The sequence below is a fragment of the Wolbachia endosymbiont (group B) of Cyclophora punctaria genome, from assembly GCF_964028235.1.
In the GTDB taxonomy this organism is placed as follows: Bacteria; Pseudomonadota; Alphaproteobacteria; order Rickettsiales; family Anaplasmataceae; genus Wolbachia.
In genome coordinates, this window is record NZ_OZ034749.1 from 458,199 (window position 1) to 474,396 (window position 16,198).

At 33.1% G+C, this 16,198-nt stretch carries 17 protein-coding genes and 1 pseudogene; 8 read left to right on the top strand and 10 right to left on the bottom strand.

Features of this window, described 5'->3' with window-relative positions:
* Nucleotides 1-116 precede the first annotated feature (116 nt).
* Complete coding sequence (locus tag ABWU33_RS02230) at nt 117-296, bottom strand: hypothetical protein (RefSeq protein ID WP_246433234.1); 180 nt, start codon at nt 294-296, stop codon at nt 117-119.
* Between the two features lie 191 nt (nt 297-487).
* Nucleotides 488-1,228 (bottom strand): DsbA family protein, encoded by a 741-nt coding sequence (locus tag ABWU33_RS02235; protein WP_250120091.1) that lies wholly within the window; start codon nt 1,226-1,228, stop codon nt 488-490.
* A 378-nt stretch (nt 1,229-1,606) separates the two neighbouring features.
* On the opposite strand from ABWU33_RS02235, the gene ABWU33_RS02240 reads away from it, so the two are divergent.
* The 4 genes and pseudogenes from ABWU33_RS02240 to ABWU33_RS02255 all read left to right on the top strand — a co-directional run bounded on the left by ABWU33_RS02240 (nt 1,607) and on the right by ABWU33_RS02255 (nt 6,221).
* Nucleotides 1,607-3,490 (top strand): DUF3857 domain-containing protein, encoded by a 1,884-nt coding sequence (locus ABWU33_RS02240; RefSeq protein ID WP_353280956.1) that lies wholly within the window; start codon nt 1,607-1,609, stop codon nt 3,488-3,490.
* A gap of 47 nt (nt 3,491-3,537) precedes the next feature.
* Nucleotides 3,538-5,025 (top strand): UbiD family decarboxylase, encoded by a 1,488-nt coding sequence (locus tag ABWU33_RS02245; RefSeq protein WP_211908430.1) that lies wholly within the window; start codon nt 3,538-3,540, stop codon nt 5,023-5,025.
* A 40-nt stretch (nt 5,026-5,065) separates the two neighbouring features.
* Nucleotides 5,066-5,594: pseudogene (locus tag ABWU33_RS02250) on the top strand (phospholipase D family protein).
* A gap of 84 nt (nt 5,595-5,678) precedes the next feature.
* A complete protein-coding gene (locus tag ABWU33_RS02255) occupies nt 5,679-6,221 on the top strand; it encodes a hypothetical protein (protein WP_211908426.1) in 543 nt (180 codons plus the stop codon).
* 214 nt (nt 6,222-6,435) lie between these two features.
* On the opposite strand, the gene lgt is transcribed toward ABWU33_RS02255, so the two are convergent.
* The 3 genes from lgt to ABWU33_RS02270 all read right to left on the bottom strand — a co-directional run bounded on the left by lgt (nt 6,436) and on the right by ABWU33_RS02270 (nt 8,683).
* Nucleotides 6,436-7,227, bottom strand: coding sequence for a prolipoprotein diacylglyceryl transferase (lgt, locus tag ABWU33_RS02260; RefSeq protein WP_114517403.1), 792 nt, complete (start codon nt 7,225-7,227; stop codon nt 6,436-6,438).
* Nucleotides 7,228-7,233: 6 nt separating this feature from the next.
* Complete coding sequence (smpB, locus tag ABWU33_RS02265; protein WP_007301946.1) at nt 7,234-7,683, bottom strand: SsrA-binding protein SmpB; 450 nt, start codon at nt 7,681-7,683, stop codon at nt 7,234-7,236.
* 88 nt (nt 7,684-7,771) lie between these two features.
* Nucleotides 7,772-8,683 (bottom strand): ankyrin repeat domain-containing protein, encoded by a 912-nt coding sequence (locus ABWU33_RS02270; RefSeq protein WP_211908425.1) that lies wholly within the window; start codon nt 8,681-8,683, stop codon nt 7,772-7,774.
* A 103-nt stretch (nt 8,684-8,786) separates the two neighbouring features.
* Here ABWU33_RS02270 and ABWU33_RS02275 point away from each other — a divergent pair, with 103 nt between their 5' ends.
* Nucleotides 8,787-9,308: a Na+/H+ antiporter subunit E gene (locus ABWU33_RS02275; protein WP_006015458.1), complete on the top strand. Its 522-nt coding sequence runs from the start codon at nt 8,787-8,789 to the stop codon at nt 9,306-9,308.
* Here ABWU33_RS02275 and ABWU33_RS02280 read toward each other — a convergent pair.
* A complete protein-coding gene (locus ABWU33_RS02280; protein ID WP_007301944.1) occupies nt 9,301-9,717 on the bottom strand; it encodes a hypothetical protein in 417 nt (138 codons plus the stop codon). The genes ABWU33_RS02275 and ABWU33_RS02280 overlap by 8 nt on opposite strands.
* Before the next feature lie 266 nt (nt 9,718-9,983).
* Here ABWU33_RS02280 and purN point away from each other — a divergent pair, with 266 nt between their 5' ends.
* Nucleotides 9,984-10,550, top strand: coding sequence for a phosphoribosylglycinamide formyltransferase (gene purN / locus ABWU33_RS02285; RefSeq protein WP_010402201.1), 567 nt, complete (start codon nt 9,984-9,986; stop codon nt 10,548-10,550).
* On the opposite strand, the gene ABWU33_RS02290 is transcribed toward purN, so the two are convergent.
* From ABWU33_RS02290 to ribF, 4 genes are read right to left on the bottom strand one after another with little or no spacing between them, the layout of a single operon-like run.
* Nucleotides 10,544-11,866: a M16 family metallopeptidase gene (locus tag ABWU33_RS02290; protein WP_250120438.1), complete on the bottom strand. Its 1,323-nt coding sequence runs from the start codon at nt 11,864-11,866 to the stop codon at nt 10,544-10,546. The genes purN and ABWU33_RS02290 overlap by 7 nt on opposite strands.
* A complete protein-coding gene (locus ABWU33_RS02295; RefSeq protein ID WP_264337881.1) occupies nt 11,853-13,184 on the bottom strand; it encodes a M16 family metallopeptidase in 1,332 nt (443 codons plus the stop codon). The genes ABWU33_RS02290 and ABWU33_RS02295 overlap by 14 nt, the downstream gene beginning before the upstream one ends.
* Nucleotides 13,185-13,188: 4 nt before the next feature.
* The gene (gene lspA / locus ABWU33_RS02300) at nt 13,189-13,665 is read right to left on the bottom strand and encodes a signal peptidase II (RefSeq protein ID WP_007301940.1); all 477 of its coding nucleotides are present in this window, start codon (nt 13,663-13,665) and stop codon (nt 13,189-13,191) included.
* On the bottom strand, nt 13,662-14,594 hold the full coding sequence (ribF, locus tag ABWU33_RS02305) for a riboflavin biosynthesis protein RibF (protein ID WP_063630547.1): 933 nt from the start codon (nt 14,592-14,594) through the stop codon (nt 13,662-13,664). Before ribF ends, lspA begins: the two co-directional genes overlap by 4 nt.
* Nucleotides 14,595-14,662: 68 nt before the next feature.
* Between ribF and ABWU33_RS02310 the strand changes: the two genes are divergently transcribed.
* Both ABWU33_RS02310 and ABWU33_RS02315 read left to right on the top strand, forming a co-directional pair.
* Complete coding sequence (locus ABWU33_RS02310) at nt 14,663-15,034, top strand: glutaredoxin (protein WP_006015443.1); 372 nt, start codon at nt 14,663-14,665, stop codon at nt 15,032-15,034.
* 95 nt (nt 15,035-15,129) lie between these two features.
* Nucleotides 15,130-16,002, top strand: a complete 873-nt coding sequence (locus tag ABWU33_RS02315; protein WP_353280957.1) for a hypothetical protein — start codon at nt 15,130-15,132, stop codon at nt 16,000-16,002.
* Nucleotides 16,003-16,198: the final 196 nt, after the last annotated feature.

A 16,198-nucleotide genomic window follows, 5' to 3' on the forward strand; every position in this document is an offset into this window, starting at 1 on the left:
GCAGCGTCTTTTATTATTGCTTTATAGGTCCAACTATCTTGTTCACCATGTTGCTTAGCATAATCTGCACAATCTTTTCTTAATGATTTTGCGGTAAAATGATGACCGAGTCTTAACTAGTTCAATCCTTGAGCCACAGAGTCAAAAAAGCAATCTCCTGTCTTTATAGCAGCTCCTATTTTTAGCTTTTCAGGATGAGCGCTCTTTAGATTATGCAATAAATCACTTGATTTTTTATTTTCTTTGATTTGTTGAAAAAGAGCAATTGGCTCTCTTACATAGTTAGAATCTCTCATGTTATAACTCCAAAATAATGATTGTATTTTAATAGATTAATCAGCCTAGGAAGGCTAATTACTTAAGGTCATGCTATGTTGCAAGCAGACATCAACTATTCTTCTTGAACTAATATGTAGCATATACATATTGTTACTTAGTATATTTTAACTATACTTAAACTCTCTTGTGCTGTCAAGCAGGGAATTTATTAATCTTTTAACTCATCCACTTTTTTGCGTAGCACATTTAAATCAGTTGCTCCTACAAAAAGACTATCTCCAATTATCAAAAAAGGTGTACCGCCTACTCCTAAATTCCTTACTAAAAGTTTGCTGTTGTTTATCATTTGCTCAATTTTGTCTGCATTATTTTTCATAGAATTATTAAAGTCGTTCTCGTTAACCCCTATATTTTTCACTATACCTAATATAGTTTTATCTGAAAATTCTCCTCTGTGATCTAGTGCAGCATAGTGAAAATCTAAGTACTTTTCTTTATCGATAAAATAAGTTGCTAAAGCACCTTTTGCTGCCTTTAAAGAATTGTTACCAAGTATTGGAGCATCTCTAAAGATATACTTAATTTTGCCATCATTGATCAATTGTTTTACATCGTTCTTTATAGCTTTGCAATATCCACAAGAATAGTCAAAAAAACCTACAGCTATGACATTGCTATTTTCATTTCCTGAGTAAGGATAAGTGGAGTCGAATATTTCATTTTTATGCTGAGAAATTTTATTTTTGGTTGCATTAGCATAACTATTTTTAGCTGACTCTTCCTGGAGAGTTTTTATGATCTTATCAAAATTTTTACTTATGTAGTCATCTAATCTCTCACTTATATGATCATCGTTTAAGACTTGACTGCGATGTGAAAGCCAATTGTTTATTACTGGTAAACTTGCTACTGCAAATATAAAAATCAATAAAAGTGGTATCTTAGACATATACTTACCTAAGGGAAATAATAAGACATATTATAGTAAAAAAATGTTCAATGTTAAAACATTTACATTAAGAAGCGCAAACTTTACACAGTAGAAAACTTGGCGATGTGCAAAATTGAGCATTTAAGAGATTTTAGATATTCCTTACCGCTGCGTATAACAATTGTAACCGCGGCGGTAAAAAAGTTGATTATTTTATAACCGCCGCATATAATGATGACAAACACGGCGGTAAATTATACGGAACCAATAATTGGTAGAGAGAAAGAAATAGCCATTCTAGAAAATAAGCTTCTTTCCCAATCTGCTGAGTTTATTCCTGTTTACACTGTGAACAAAATTGCATGGATTTAATGGTTCAATAAGTGTAGGGACATAATGAAATTTTTAAAAACTCTCTTTAACTTAGCATTACTAGTATTTTTCATGTCTACTATAGCTGAAGCAAGGTGGAGCAAGTACGAAGATGCTTCTGTTGAGGTTAAGTTTTCTAATGTTAACATTAATGTTAATAGAGATGGTACCTACGAAACGGAAGTAGAACTTCAAGCAAAAATACTCAAAGAATCTGGACGTGATAGATTCTCTCTATACAGTCTTGTTTACAATGATGATGGTGCAGATTTTACTGTTTTAGAGGCTAAAGCAGCTTATAATGGAGAGGAATATATAGTTACTGAAGATATGATTGAGGATAAGCCACTGGCTAGTCCTGGCAAAGGCTTTGATCAGCTAAGGCAAGTAACCATACCATTTCCCAAAATAGAAATTGGCACAGAAGTATATTTAAGATATAAAAAAGTTAACAAAAAGGTTCCTGTTGATAATTTTTATGGCTTGAGCTTCTCTTATTATGGAGATTATTTACAAGCAGAAAATACTAAAATCAACTCTGAATTGCCTCTAGAGATTAAAGTGAATGATCCAAGAAAAGTATTAGAGATTGCTGAGGAAAAAAAGGATAGTGTACATTATATAAACATTACCTTAAAGAAAGCAATTTATGAAAACACAATAAATGAACCACATAATGGAATATTGAATATTAAACATAACACTTGGGTATCACTGTCGAGCCTATCTAAATGGGAGGATTTGGCTAAAAAATTAGCCCCTGGATATCATAGCATCATTAACCAGCCACTTCCTGCAACTTTTAAAGCTATAGCAGAATCTGCTACCAGTGAGAGTACTGATGAAGATAAGATCAATGCTGTTACTTCTTTATTGAATGAAAAAGTTCAGTACATGGGAGACTGGAGTACAGTATCAGGAAAATATTTCCCGAGAGATTTAGAGAAAATTGCTGATTCTCAAATTGGGGATTGCAAAGACTTTTCTGCTAGCACGGCTGCTATTTTACAAGAACTTGGTTACAAAGTTCAACCTATTTTAGTTATGAGAGGAACTACTAATACTTCTAATCCTGAAGCGTTACCCAATATGGGTAATTTTAATCATGTGATGCTTAGAGTAATGAATGAAGATGGAAAAATATACTGGATTGATCCAACTAATACCATCAGTATGGCGCAGGGTATTTTTCCAGACATTGCTGATAGGAACGCTCTAGTACTGGATTCTGAGGAAGCTAGTTACATAAAAATTCCTGCTGTACAAGGTGAAAATTCAAAAGTGATATCCCATAGTGAATTAACTATAGAAGATAACGTTGTAAATGAATATGGCCAGCTTACCGTGCAAGGGGAAGCAGCCTTAGGCTTAACAGGTGTTGGATTATATTATTCAGATGAGCAATTAAGAGATTCTGTTTTTCGTATGATTAGTGGAGTATATCTTGATGAAGAAGAAAAGAAGTTCTTAGAATTGCCTGACCTTACCTTGCGTAATGTAGAGGATCTTACAATAAAATATGAGTTCCAGCAAAAAAATAAGATTTTCAAGACAAATCTAGGGCCGGCTTTGAATTTAGGAGATAATTGGCTTAATGATGTTGTCAATACAGCTTCTGACCAAGTGTCAGACCTTTTTATTGGTGTTCCTAAAACTAAGGAAAGCCATATGATAATAAAAGATATCAAAATTAAAAACTGTGAAAATTTGAATTTTGAAATAGATTCTCCTTGGTTATATGTAAATAGGTTCTGTAAATATAAAAATGATGGAACCGAATTTAGCAATTTAATAACCATAAAGAAAAGCTTTATTACCAATGAAGAATTAAAGACTGCTGAATATAAAAACTTAAAAAGCGAATTGGAGAATAATTTTTCTAGAGCCTCTATAATAATAAGTGAATGAGTTGTGCTGGGAAAAGCACTTCTTAAAAGGCTTAAAATTTTTAAAATATGTACAATAACTTACGCGACTTCATCAGAGCATTAGAAGAAAAAAAAGATCTAATTAGAATTAAAAAAGAAGTTTCAACTATTCTTGAAATGACAGAAATTCATCGTAGGGTTTTGTCAAACAAGGGACCAGCTATCATCTTTGAAAATGTTGTCACAGAAAATGGCAAAAATTCAATTCCCGTTTTAGTGAATTTATTTGGTACTATTGAGAGAATTGCATTCGGACTTGGTATAAATTCTGATGAATTAAGGGATCTGGGTAAACTTCTAGCATTTTTGCGATCACCTGAGCCGCCAAAAACCTTCAAAGATGCTGTGAAAATGTTTCCTCTACTAAAAGTTGTATTGTCGATGCGGAGCAAAGTTGTGAGCAAAGCCCCATGTCAAGAGGTGGTGCTAACTGGGGATAAGGTGGATCTTAGTTTGCTACCTATTCAGACATGCTGGCCAAACGAGCCTGCACCGCTTATCACTTGGCCACTTGTGGTAACAAAAGGACCAACAGCAGACAAGCAAGATAATTTCAATCTTGGAATATATCGTATGCAGGTTGTGAATAAAAAAACGACTCTCATGCGCTGGCTTGCACATCGTGGTGGTGCAGGTCACCATAAACGGTGGAAGGAGAGGGGACAAAATATGAAGTTTCCTGCGGCTGCTGTGATTGGTAGCGATCCTGCAACGATTATTGCTGCGGTAACTCCGGTGCCGGAGACTTTATCAGAATACCAATTTGCCGGGCTGCTGCGAAAAAAAACACTTGAGCTTGTAAATTGTAAAACTATTCCTCTTCAGGTTCCAGCTCATGCAGAAATTGTTTTGGAAGGATATGTAAGTTTGGATAATTACCAAGATGAAGGGCCATATGGAGACCATACCGGTTACTATAATGCTGTTGAACAGTTTCCTGAGTTTAACATCACTGCAATTACAATGCGCAAAGATCCAATTTATCTCAGCACTTTTACTGGCAAACCACCTGATGAACCATCAATTCTTGGTGAAGCACTCAACGAAATCTTTGTGCCGATTCTCATCAATCAGTTTCCGGAAATAGTAGATTTTTATCTGCCCCCAGAAGGTTGTTCATATAGAATAGCGGTAGTGTCGATAAAAAAGGCTTATCCAGGGCATGCAAAAAGAATTGTTATGGGCACACTATCTTTTCTCAAACAGTTCTTATACACGAAATTTATTATAGTTGTTGATTATGATATAAATATACGTGATTGGAAGGAAGTAATGTGGGCAGTTTCAACAAGAATGGACCCTGTACGTGATACAATCATGATAGAGAATGCTCCAATTGATTATTTAGACTTCGCTTCTCCTGAAAGTGGTCTCGGAGGTAAAATAGGGTTTGATGCAACAAACAAACTTCCACCTGAAACCAAACGAGAATGGGGAAGAAAAATTGAAATGAGCGAGGAAATAATAAAGAAAGTTACAGAGAAGTGGAAGGAATATGGGTTGACAGATGATTAAACTATGATGTAGACTACCGCCGTGTATTTAGGTGTGGTTTGTGAGGCTTTTATATCTTTTATTTTTGTCGGCATGTTTTTCTCTGTATTACTATGTGGGTCCTACATTCTCGCCTTGCCCAAAAGCAACAGTTTGCTTCTCACCTGAACAAGACTGTGCTGTACCGATAATCAGCGAGATAGACCAATCTAAAGAATCTATCTTAGTTCAAGAATATACATTTACTCTTGGAACAGTTGCAAAATCTTTGATTAACGCCAAAGAGCGTGGTGTTGATGTTAAAGTCGTCTTAGATAAATCACAACTCCATTCAAAATATAGTGTCATAAGCGAATTGTTTTCAAATGGAATACCGATTTGGATCGATAATAAGCCAAAAATTGCTCATAATAAGGTAATAATTGTTGATAATCAAAAAGTCATCACAGGATCGTTTAACCTCAGTAAGACAGCTGAAAAGGGAAACGCTGAAAATTTATTAATTATTTGAAAATTATCCTGAATTAGTCCAGCAGTATGTGAAGAACTGGGAAATACGAATGTCACAATCCTATCAATATGCTCCCTAGATACTTGATATCAAAAAAAGTCTTTTTATTGATAGATGTAATTTCTTGTGATATAATAAATTAAAAGGTTTTAAGGGGTAGGTAGTGGATTACATAAATGATGCTGCTGATAGTTACGCTGCCATTCATGATTTTTTTCAAAATAATGGTGTTGGAGATTACAAAGTTCAATGCAATTATGGTGGTGTACCGTATGCTACTGACGAATATGTACATTCTGGAGACAAATTTTGGAGCAATAATTTTATAGACTCACATTTTGGAAAGGAAATAAAAATGTATCCTCAAAGTGAGCTTTTAGCTAAAGAGTATGCTGGGAATACACTACCGGTTTCAATATCACTAAACGAGGATCTAATAAAAATAAAAGAATGTCAGAAAAAAACTAAATTTGTAGAACTAGAAGGGGAATCAGGTGATATAGTATATGATAAGCAAAAACATATAAAGTGCTACACGACAAAGTTATCATATGACGATGTTTCTGTTCATAATAAAAACAAATTTTCAATACTGAATATTAGATATGACATGCCAAATGATTCGAGATACAGTTTAAACATAGCCTTCACAAAGGTTAATGATAATCAACCAGGGTTTTGGCAAAAATTTAAAAATATGTTTTAATAAAGTAGCTTCTCAATCAGGAATATTCTGGTGGAAAATGAATATCTACTTAGTAATGAATTTGGTCAGTAGCTACTAAGTTTTTCTTATAGCTATACAACGAAGGTTTGCTGGTCTTACATTTATTCTCTGCAAGACAAAAAATTCACATAATTGTACATAGTATGGAATAAATAAACTTCCACTATATTTTTCGATTAAACTCACCTTTTCTCTATTGAACAGATTTCGTATTAAATCTTAAGTTCAACGCACCTAAATATATAAGCATTCCCAGCAAAATCATAGGTATAGAAAGAAATTGTCCCATAGTTAAATTGAACCATAAATAGCCAATTTGATAGTCTGGCTCGCGGAAAAATTCAACCACAAAACGTGCTATTCCATACCACATAACTGCAATACCAGTTGTTGCACCGTAATACAGTTTCACTCTAGTCAAGAAAAACAGTGAATTTGCAACTACAAAAAGTAGCGCTCCTTCAAAAAATGCCTCATAAAGTTGGCTTGGATGGCGCAATAAATTATCACCATTTTCTGGAAATACCATACCCCACGGCATATTTGTAACCCTGCCAAATAACTCTCCATTTATAAAATTACCTATGCGGCCTAGAAGTAAACCTATCGGAACTCCACAAGAAATTAGATCCAGTGTGTAAAATATAGGAATGTTATGTCTTCTACAGGAGATTATTACTGCAAGCAAAACTCCTATAGCACCGCCATGAAATGACATACCTCCTTCCCAGGTCTTTAGTATTTCGATAGGATTGCTTATATAGAGAACTGGATCATATATCAATACGTACCCAAGCCTACCTCCAAGGATAATGCCTATAATAACGGCTGTTAATAACGAATCGTAAAAATTCTTAGTAAATATTTTTTGATTGTCTAGCTTATGTAAATACCAATATGCAAAAACTATACCCAAAACATATGCTAAAGAGTACCAATATATAGAAACAGGACCGATGCTAAAAATAACTGGACTTAAAGACATATTTTACTACAAATTATTCTTAGACAATCTACTTTTCTCACGTTCCCACTCTCTCTGCTTTATGGTTGCTCTCTTATCATAGAGTTTTTTTCCTTTCACAATGGCAATTTTAGTTTTTGCCAACCCTTTATCATTAAAATAGATAGAAAGTGGCACAACAGTTATTCCAGAGGTTTTAATTTGACCAATTAGCTTATTTATCTCTTTTTTATGCAAAAGCAATTTTCGTTCTCTTTTTGGCTTGTGATTCTTTTGGTTTGCAGCTTTATACTCTGCGATATGCATATTGTTTAGCCATATTTCACCTTTTTTTTCAGTAACGTAAGCATCAGAAATGTTTGCTTTTCTTTCCCTTAGTGATTTCACTTCACTACTTAAGAGGATCATACCTGCTTCAAATTCTTCTAAGATAAAGTATTCAAACCTTGCTTTTCTATTTTCTGCAATAACTTCCATATCTAAAGATATCTTTAAGCTTCAATATATTACAGAACTTTTGGTTTAATTCATAACAAAACAATTATCTCAGTAAATGCAAGTTTGGTTAAAAAAGCTCCAATCTTCCTGCAAGTGTAATTTGTTCCACTCTTCCTACTGCCATTTCAGCCCTAGGACTAGCATTACCTGACAAAGAACTTATCACATCTTTGCAGCCCCATTCAATAGCAAAGTGTAAAGGAGCATATCTATTATTGTTCTGTTTACTAACATATGCCCCACTTTCAATTAAAATATCTCTTATACTTTCATGATCGCTAGCAAAATGCAAAGGAGTGCGTCCACAACTATCCCACACATTAACACATGCTCCATGTTCAATCAGAGTTCTTACTATGTTTTCATTATCACTTTCAGCAGCAAAATGCAAGGGAGTGCTTCTATAATTATCCCACGCATCGACATATGCTCCGTGTTCAATTAGAGCTATTACTATGTTCTCATAGCCACTCTTAGTAGCAAAATGTAGAGGAGTGTGTCCATCATTGTTCTGCGCGTTAACATCTGCTCCACATGCAATTAGAGCTCTTACTACACTTTCATTCCCACCTTCGGTAGCAAGATGTAAAGGTGTACATACATCATTGTCCCACGCATTAACATTTGCTCCACTTTCAATTAAAATATCTAATATGCCTTTGTGGTTCCATTCAGCAGCAAAATGTAAAGGAGTGCATCCATCGCTGTCCCATGCATCAACATATGCTCCATATTCAATTAGAGCTATTACTATGTTCTCATAGCCACTCTTAGCAGCAAAATGCAACAATGTAGTTTCTACAGGATCTAGATCACTATGTGTAGTGAATATATGATTGATATTAAATCCACTATCTTTCCACCTCCGTAAATCAATTCTTTCTAATTTTATTTTTATTCGTTCAACTATGTTGTTCTTGCTTAAACCTGAAGTATCATTTATTTCTTCAAGCATTTTTAGAAAATCATCAAGCGTCATAATCTCCACTACTTATTAAAATAACTTGGTTATTATGTTCTTTGACACAAAAATCAAGAACTTTTTATTTTCCTAAAAAATCATTTAAGTTATACTCCAAATCATGAAAGTCAGGCAAAATATTAAGTTTTTTTCTCTATCATTTGTGATTTTGTCTTCTCTATGGATTACATTGTCTGGTTATTTTGAGCCTTTTTTTATTCTCTGTGGAGTATTTTCTTCTGTGTTCACATTGATTATCTTTAAAAGGTTAATTGATGCTGAAAGTGCCCTTAGTCAAATTCTAAATGATAGTGGTAGGCTGTCACTTTATCAGCTTATAAGTTATATACCTTGGCTAATTTACCAAATTATTTTTTCAAGTATTTATGTAACAAAAAAGGTGCTACGATTCAAATCTACAGTTGAGCCAATTGTTATTGTAAGAGAATGCATAGGACATAATGATAAGACCATTGCATTATTTGCTAACTCGGTTACGATTACTCCTGGAACTTTAACTATCAATGTTGAAAAGAAGCAGAAAACATATTTATCTACCATATGTTTGATAGATAAAGATCTTGAAAGTGGCATTTCTGAAATAGAAGGTAAAGTCTTAAAAATGCTACACCTAGTTAAGTAATTGCTTTAAATAAGTTAACAGCGTCTCTGTATTCTCTTCTTAAGCTCTCAAGCATTTCTTTTGGAAGGCTATCAATAACAGTAGAACATAAATAATTGTACAAATCTTCTAGCCTTGATATGTTATTTTTCTTCTTGCTGTTGAATTTGTACGGAAAAATGCCCTCCATAATTTCAATATCAACAACCTTATTTAAAAATGCATTTTCACTTGTTATGCTTATTCTTGTAAGTATAGTATTAATTTCAGGTTCATTACTCGTATAAATATCTGATAATTCTGCCATTTTAATGACGTATAAAGTTACGACTTTTGATAAACAATTATCAGAATATTCACAATTTTTTATTACCTCCCACTGAGTAACCTGAGACTTGCTTGTTTTTGCATTGCTTGGTAATTTATTCATTGAATTTTCTCCATTTAATTCAGTGTAGTAGATTATACTAATACTTTGTTAAATAAATAATAACGCAGCCATAAAAATATGCATTTATTTACCATAAATTGTATAATATTCCTAAAATTAAATGTTAAAGTTACTTCAAACTGAATGATTTCTTTAATTCCATATTATCCAGCAGTGTAAAATATTGCTACACAATAGTATTTATTCTAAAATAAACTTTCCTTTTGAGCTATTTTATTAATATCCATTCTTACGTCTGCACTAAAATGAAAAAGATAAAACTCGGAATACTAATTTCAGGTAGAGGATCAAACATGCAGGCTTTAATAGAAGCATGTCAAGATCAGAATTTCCCTGCTGAAACTGTGTGTGTTATCACAAATAATAGTGAAGCTGGAGGCCTTAAAATAGCAAAGCAAGCAGGAGTTTCAGCGTTTGTTGTTGAAGATAAGCCACTTGATACTGATAAAATTCATGAAATACTTGTTCAACATAAGGTTGATTTAATTTGCCTTGCAGGGTTTATGAGAATTATAAAGGCCAATTTCCTGAATAAATGGCATAACAAAGTTATAAATATTCATCCCTCTTTACTTCCGTCATTTAAGGGCCTAAATGCTCAGGAGCAAGCTCTGAAAGCGGGTGTAAAAATTACAGGATGTACTGTGCATTATGTTACTCCTGAAATTGATGCTGGAGCCATAATCGCTCAAGCTACTGTTCCAGTGTTACCAAATGATGATGTTCACAGTCTCTCAGAGCGCATTCTAGCTGAAGAGCATAAGTGTTATGTAAAAGCAGTAAGATCAATAGCAGAAGGTATTAACTATTGACCTTGAGCGTTTCTTCCAACTTCAACAAAAAATAAATTTTCAGGATTCAGTAAAGAACTTGCCAGCTTGTTTACTTTTTCCAATTGAACATCATTAATGATATTTGCATAATTATTTATATGGTTAATATCACGATCATCTATCTGCATACTATCCAGTAACGTTGCTATATTCGCATTATTGGATAGAAAAGAGAAGATAAGGTTATTTACTAAACTGGTTTTTGCATCCTTGAATAATTGTTCGTCAATTCCTTCCTCTTTTATTCTGCTAAATGTATCTTTTACTGCTGATATAGCTTTGCTAGCAGTGGAACTATCAGTACTCATAAATCCAGATATAATATTTCCATGCTTATTAGGAACATTACGTGCACTAACACCATAAGTAATACCTAGATTTTGTCTCAACTCTTTCATCAGTATTGAGTTTAGACTCATACTACCAAGCGCATTAATCAAAACACTAGCATTATAGTAATTAGGGTCTTCATATGCTATGCCTTTTTGAGCAAAAAGTATTACACTCTGTGGTATATCCATAAAAACGCTCTTACTTTCTGCAGGCCCAAATTCATTTTTTACAGATACCTTCCTAACTTTCGATCTTTTTGATGGTAACTTAGATAAATATTTATCGAGCAGCGTACTAACTTCTTCTTTTGTTGCACAACCAACAATACTAATAACGATATTATCCTTAGTAAAACTACGCTTTATGTATGTTAAAACATCGTCTCTAGTAATGCTCATTATAGTGTCTAGAGTTCCATATGGATCTCTTGAGTAAGGATGTTTTTTGAACAACAACGTATCCAACTCTTTTGCAGCAATAAAATAAGGATCTTTTTCAAAATTATTAAAGTTTACTTTGGCTTTTTCAAAAACTCTATTCAATCCTTCAGGATCAACTTTAGGACGCATTATAGCATCACTTAGTAGTGAAATTGCATCCTCTAGATTCTCAGATAAAGTGTTTAATGAAACCCTAAATGCTTCTAAACCAGCAGTAAAATTTAAACTAATTCCTTTATCCTCAAGCTTTTTTACAAAATCTTTGGCATCATTTTTTCCTGCTCCTTCTTGAATTACAAGAGAAGTAAACCAAGCAAGCCCCTGCTTTTCTGCACTTTCATACACGTAACCTGCATCTTTGAATGATATATTGAGTGAAACTTTTGGTAGATCACGGTTTTCAATAAACAAAAACTTAAGCCCTTTATTAGTAGTAACCTCCTCTATATTTAGGTAGCTGCTCGCCTGCAAATTAAAGACCAGACAGAAAAAAAGTAGAAATACAAGCTTACTTATTCTCATCATCATTACCTCCTTTTGGTAACAAACGGCCGACTAATTTATTAGTAGAAAAAATAGTACGAATTTTGTGATTTACATCTTTCAGATTGACATCATTAATTTTGCTATGTGAAATGTCTATTTCATCAAGTGGGATACCTAGTGCTAGACGTGGTATATAAAACATTGCTACACTAGTTAAATCAGATAGATTATCAAACTGTGCTGCTTTGTATTTAGACTTTGTGCTTTGCAACTCTTCACTTGTTATTTCTTCAGAGGTAAAGTGATTAATAGAATTTTCTAACTCTCTTGCAACAGCATCCAAATTCACCCCGCTTTTTGGAGTTACCCGAATCTCAATGTAACCATTACTAAAAGCTAAGCTATTATAATAAGCAAACACTTCTACTGCTACATTCTTATCTAGAACTAAATCTTTATATAGCTTACTAGACTTGCCATGCCCCAAAACATCAACTGCCAAATCAACAGGAAAAGTTTCACTTATTTGCTCAAATAAAGGAACACTATAGCGAAAGTATAAAACTGGCTCTTTTACTTCAGTGCTTTCTAAAATTACCGATATATCTGCATTATGTATTGAATCTTGGTTCGGATAATGCTTAACTAAAGGCTCAGCTTTAATTGCACCATATTTTTCCTTTGCTAATCCTGCTACTTCTTCAAATTCTACATCACCAACAACGAGCAGTATAGCATTACCTGGATGATAATAGTTATCATGAAACCTTGTTATGTCATCTTGATTGTAAGTTTTAATATCGCTCTCCCAACCAATAACAGACCTACCATAGCCATTACGATAAAATGCACTGTTCATTTCCTCCCATAGTAAAGCTTCAGGATTATTATCAAATCTCATCTTTCTTTCTTCTAATACGATATTTTTTTCTCTATCTATTTTGTCTTGAGTAACATCAAAATTGCCCATTCTATCTGCTTCAATTTCCATTGCTAGTGGTAAATCTTTTTTGAGAACTAATTCGTAGTAGCAGGTGTATTCTTTAGTGGTAAAAGCATTAAATTGGGCCCCAATGCTGCCCAAAGTGGATTCTATGTCTTTAAATTTTCCTGTAGTTTCAAACATTAAGTGTTCAAAGTAGTGAGCCAAGCCTGTTTTGCCAATTGGGTCATCCATTCCCCCAACTTTATATATTATTGCATGAAAAACAGCTGGAATTCGGTGATTAGGTACTACATAAACATCCAATCCGTTACTGAGCTTAGCATGCTTTATGATTTCAGCTTCCAAAGAAATCGGACAAATGAAAAAAAACACAGATAGTATAAAAAAACTAAAGAATTTGCGAAGCATTATTTCATTCCTCATTTTGCTTAGAGATAGACCTATCATATATATACCACTTATATAACAATGTACACATTCCACAAACTATAGATAGATCTGCTAAATTAAAGGCTGGCCAATACCAATCATTGATATGAAAATATATGAAGTCATATACAGCTCCCCAATAGATTCTATCAATTACATTTCCGATCGCTCCACCAATCATCAGAGAAAAACTAAGGTAAATTGACTTATCATTAGATTTATATATCAAGTATGCAAGTATACCAATTATTAATATTGAACATGCTGAAAAAAAGAAGCTGCCATGCGGCAGAGTACTACACATTCCAAAGCTAATGCCTGAATTCCAAACTTCAACTAATTTCATAAAACTAGTAATCTCGATTGACTCCCCCTCATCAATCAAAGAGTTTATATACAATTTACTTGTTTGATCGAATGATACTATAATCAATATAATAACTAAACATATCCTTTTCATAAATTTATCTTTAACTGGTAGGCCTTCATTATATCACGATCTATCTGTTTTGTTAACTCGTTAATACTATGGAATTTTTTTTCTGCCCTAATAAATTTTAAAAGTTGTATGTCAACCTTAAAATTGTATACATTTTCGTTGAAGTCAAATATATGCATTTCTACTATAGGTTTTTTTAAGTCCTTAAATGTAGGTCTCATACCAATGTTGACTACTCCATATAGCCAACTTGAACTATTTTCAGAAAATGCAACTTTGGCGTAATATGTACCAAGCTTAGGTTTTATCATGTAATCTTCTATCGGAATGTTTATGGTTGGAAACCCTATTTCTCTACCTCTACATGCACCTTTTGTTACAATACCAGAAACTTGATAAGACCTACCAAGTAATTTATTAGCAATTTCTATTTCGCCTTTTTGTAAACACTCCCTGATTGAGGAAGAAGAGCAAATTTTTCTATCGATTATCAATGGCTCTAATTTAGTTAAAGAATATTCATACATCTGAGAATATTTTTCTAGAGTTAATATGTTACCCAATCGTTTGTGACCAAAAGTACAACTTTCTCCAACAGTTATATGTTTAGCACCATACTTCTTTACCAAAATCTTACCAATAAAGTCATCGCAGCTAACCTCAGAAAAACCTCTACTAAAATTAATAATATACAAGTAATCTATACCATAGCTGCTGATTAGTTCCTTTTTTTGTTCTTGGTCTATCAACCTAAAATTGTTCCTACTAAATAAAACAGTTGATGGGTGAGGCTCAAAAGTTAAAACTGCAGAGGGTAATCCTCTTTCTTGTGCTACCTTCTTTAGATTGGAAATTGCAAACTTATGTCCTAAATGAACGCCATCGAAATTTCCGAAAGTTAGTGCCACATTATCTTTTATCCCTTGCTCACAGTTGTAAATAATTTTCATACAATTTGATATTTTATATATATTTTTTATATATAATAGTTGTATTTTATAAACTATGGAGATAAATCATGAAAAACACTAAAGGAAAAGTTGTAATATATGTGAAGAAGTACTGCCCATTCTGCAAGAAAGCAAAAGAGTTATTGGATGAAAAAGGTGTGAAATACGAAGAAATTGATGTACTTAGAAACTCGGATTTGTTTGACGGTATAAAATCAAAATATAACGTCAGGACAGTTCCACAAATTTTTATTACTGATGAAAATGGTGATTATGTACATCATATTGCTGGATGTGACAAATTGATGGATCTTGAAAAAGAAGGAAAGTTGGATAATATGTTAAATAACAATGAAGATAGCATTAATGCAACAGCTTACACAAGCGGCAGTGATGAACACGAGGGATGTAATATAATACATAATGAAGATTTTATGTGATTTTTTTGTCTTACTGTTGCTGGCATACCCACTTTAAACAATTTTTAATGAATTAAAAATACAATTCATCTAGTGAGTTTTTTTAGTGGGAAAAAATGATAAAAAATATTATAATTGTTAGCAAAAACTTAATTAGTATTGAATTAATTAACAAACAAGATTTAGAGAGTTTCATCAAGATTTTCACAGTGCTTGATAAGAATATAGCAGCTAAAACTCTTTTTACAGAAGAAGTGACAATAGAGTATAAACAACACAATTGCATAGAAGTTGTTGAATTGATAAAAGATACAGGTTTTACATATCATGATGTTGAGAATGTGTTAAATCACCTAAGTAATCATGGAATGAAAGTACCAAGTAGCGTTATAGCAAGCACCCTTTCTTCTTCATACAATCACGCACTTGAGTCTAAGGATGTAGCATTTGCCTGTTCTAAAGGGTTGCCACAATTTTACATCAGGGTAAATAAGAATACCTTTATAATGACTCCTATAAGTGAAGAGAATCTGGAATTGAATTCGCAAAATAGCAAAATGCTTATAGAGTCATTAAAGAGCGAAAAAAGCACTTATGATTGCATAGTGGAAGAAAATATCATCAAAGTTATAGTGCATTCTGAAATACATCAGGCTATAAACTCGATTATAAAATCACTGATAAAGTCTTGCCTTTTAGCAAGAGATGAAGAAGAAAAATTCAAAGAGAAATTGAGACAACTTGCTTTTAAAGATCAAGCTTTCGTTGAGTATTCTAGCATCAAAACCATTCATAGATATCCGAATAACCATCCTCTGAGAAAGCATGAAAGTGTTATTAAAGATATAGAAAATATTTTATGTGATTTCATAATAAATGAGAACAGCGGGTTTGCTATAGAGCGGTTAAATAGACTGGGCTCAGAAGTCTCTCCAAATACTCCAAGAATCATCACTAAAACTATAGATAAGCTTGTTAAGTTTCACTAAAATGTTGTTGGAATGGTTTTAGCCAATGTCTACATATATCTGATTTTTAATGATTGAGTGGAGCAATTGAGCTGCTCTCTGTCATCCCAGCGTTTAACACTGGGATGATTTCGTTGTATGGTATCTTGTATAGTGTTTTACAAATTCACATAGCTATTTCAAATTTACCTATATCAATGTCAGTAAATTTATTGAG

What these genes read in the sequence shown, in the direction of transcription:
- ABWU33_RS02270 (WP_211908425.1), bottom strand. Translation starts at nt 8,683, where the DNA reads ATGACGCTTGATGATTTTCTAAAAATGCTTGAAGAAATAAATGATACT.
- ABWU33_RS02235 (WP_250120091.1), bottom strand. Translation starts at nt 1,228, where the DNA reads ATGTCTAAGATACCACTTTTATTGATTTTTATATTTGCAGTAGCAAGT.
- smpB (WP_007301946.1), bottom strand. Translation starts at nt 7,683, where the DNA reads ATGGAAGTTATTGCAGAAAATAGAAAAGCAAGGTTTGAATACTTTATC.
- ABWU33_RS02295 (WP_264337881.1), bottom strand. Translation starts at nt 13,184, where the DNA reads ATGCTTCGCAAATTCTTTAGTTTTTTTATACTATCTGTGTTTTTTTTC.
- ribF (WP_063630547.1), bottom strand. Translation starts at nt 14,594, where the DNA reads ATGAAAATTATTTACAACTGTGAGCAAGGGATAAAAGATAATGTGGCA.
- ABWU33_RS02280 (WP_007301944.1), bottom strand. Translation starts at nt 9,717, where the DNA reads ATGAATAAATTACCAAGCAATGCAAAAACAAGCAAGTCTCAGGTTACT.
- lgt (WP_114517403.1), bottom strand. Translation starts at nt 7,227, where the DNA reads ATGTCTTTAAGTCCAGTTATTTTTAGCATCGGTCCTGTTTCTATATAT.
- ABWU33_RS02230 (WP_246433234.1), bottom strand. Translation starts at nt 296, where the DNA reads ATGAGAGATTCTAACTATGTAAGAGAGCCAATTGCTCTTTTTCAACAA.
- ABWU33_RS02240 (WP_353280956.1), top strand. Translation starts at nt 1,607, where the DNA reads ATGAAATTTTTAAAAACTCTCTTTAACTTAGCATTACTAGTATTTTTC.
- ABWU33_RS02310 (WP_006015443.1), top strand. Translation starts at nt 14,663, where the DNA reads ATGAAAAACACTAAAGGAAAAGTTGTAATATATGTGAAGAAGTACTGC.
- ABWU33_RS02315 (WP_353280957.1), top strand. Translation starts at nt 15,130, where the DNA reads ATGATAAAAAATATTATAATTGTTAGCAAAAACTTAATTAGTATTGAA.
- ABWU33_RS02290 (WP_250120438.1), bottom strand. Translation starts at nt 11,866, where the DNA reads ATGAGAATAAGTAAGCTTGTATTTCTACTTTTTTTCTGTCTGGTCTTT.
- purN (WP_010402201.1), top strand. Translation starts at nt 9,984, where the DNA reads ATGAAAAAGATAAAACTCGGAATACTAATTTCAGGTAGAGGATCAAAC.
- ABWU33_RS02275 (WP_006015458.1), top strand. Translation starts at nt 8,787, where the DNA reads ATGAAAGTCAGGCAAAATATTAAGTTTTTTTCTCTATCATTTGTGATT.
- ABWU33_RS02245 (WP_211908430.1), top strand. Translation starts at nt 3,538, where the DNA reads ATGTACAATAACTTACGCGACTTCATCAGAGCATTAGAAGAAAAAAAA.
- lspA (WP_007301940.1), bottom strand. Translation starts at nt 13,665, where the DNA reads ATGAAAAGGATATGTTTAGTTATTATATTGATTATAGTATCATTCGAT.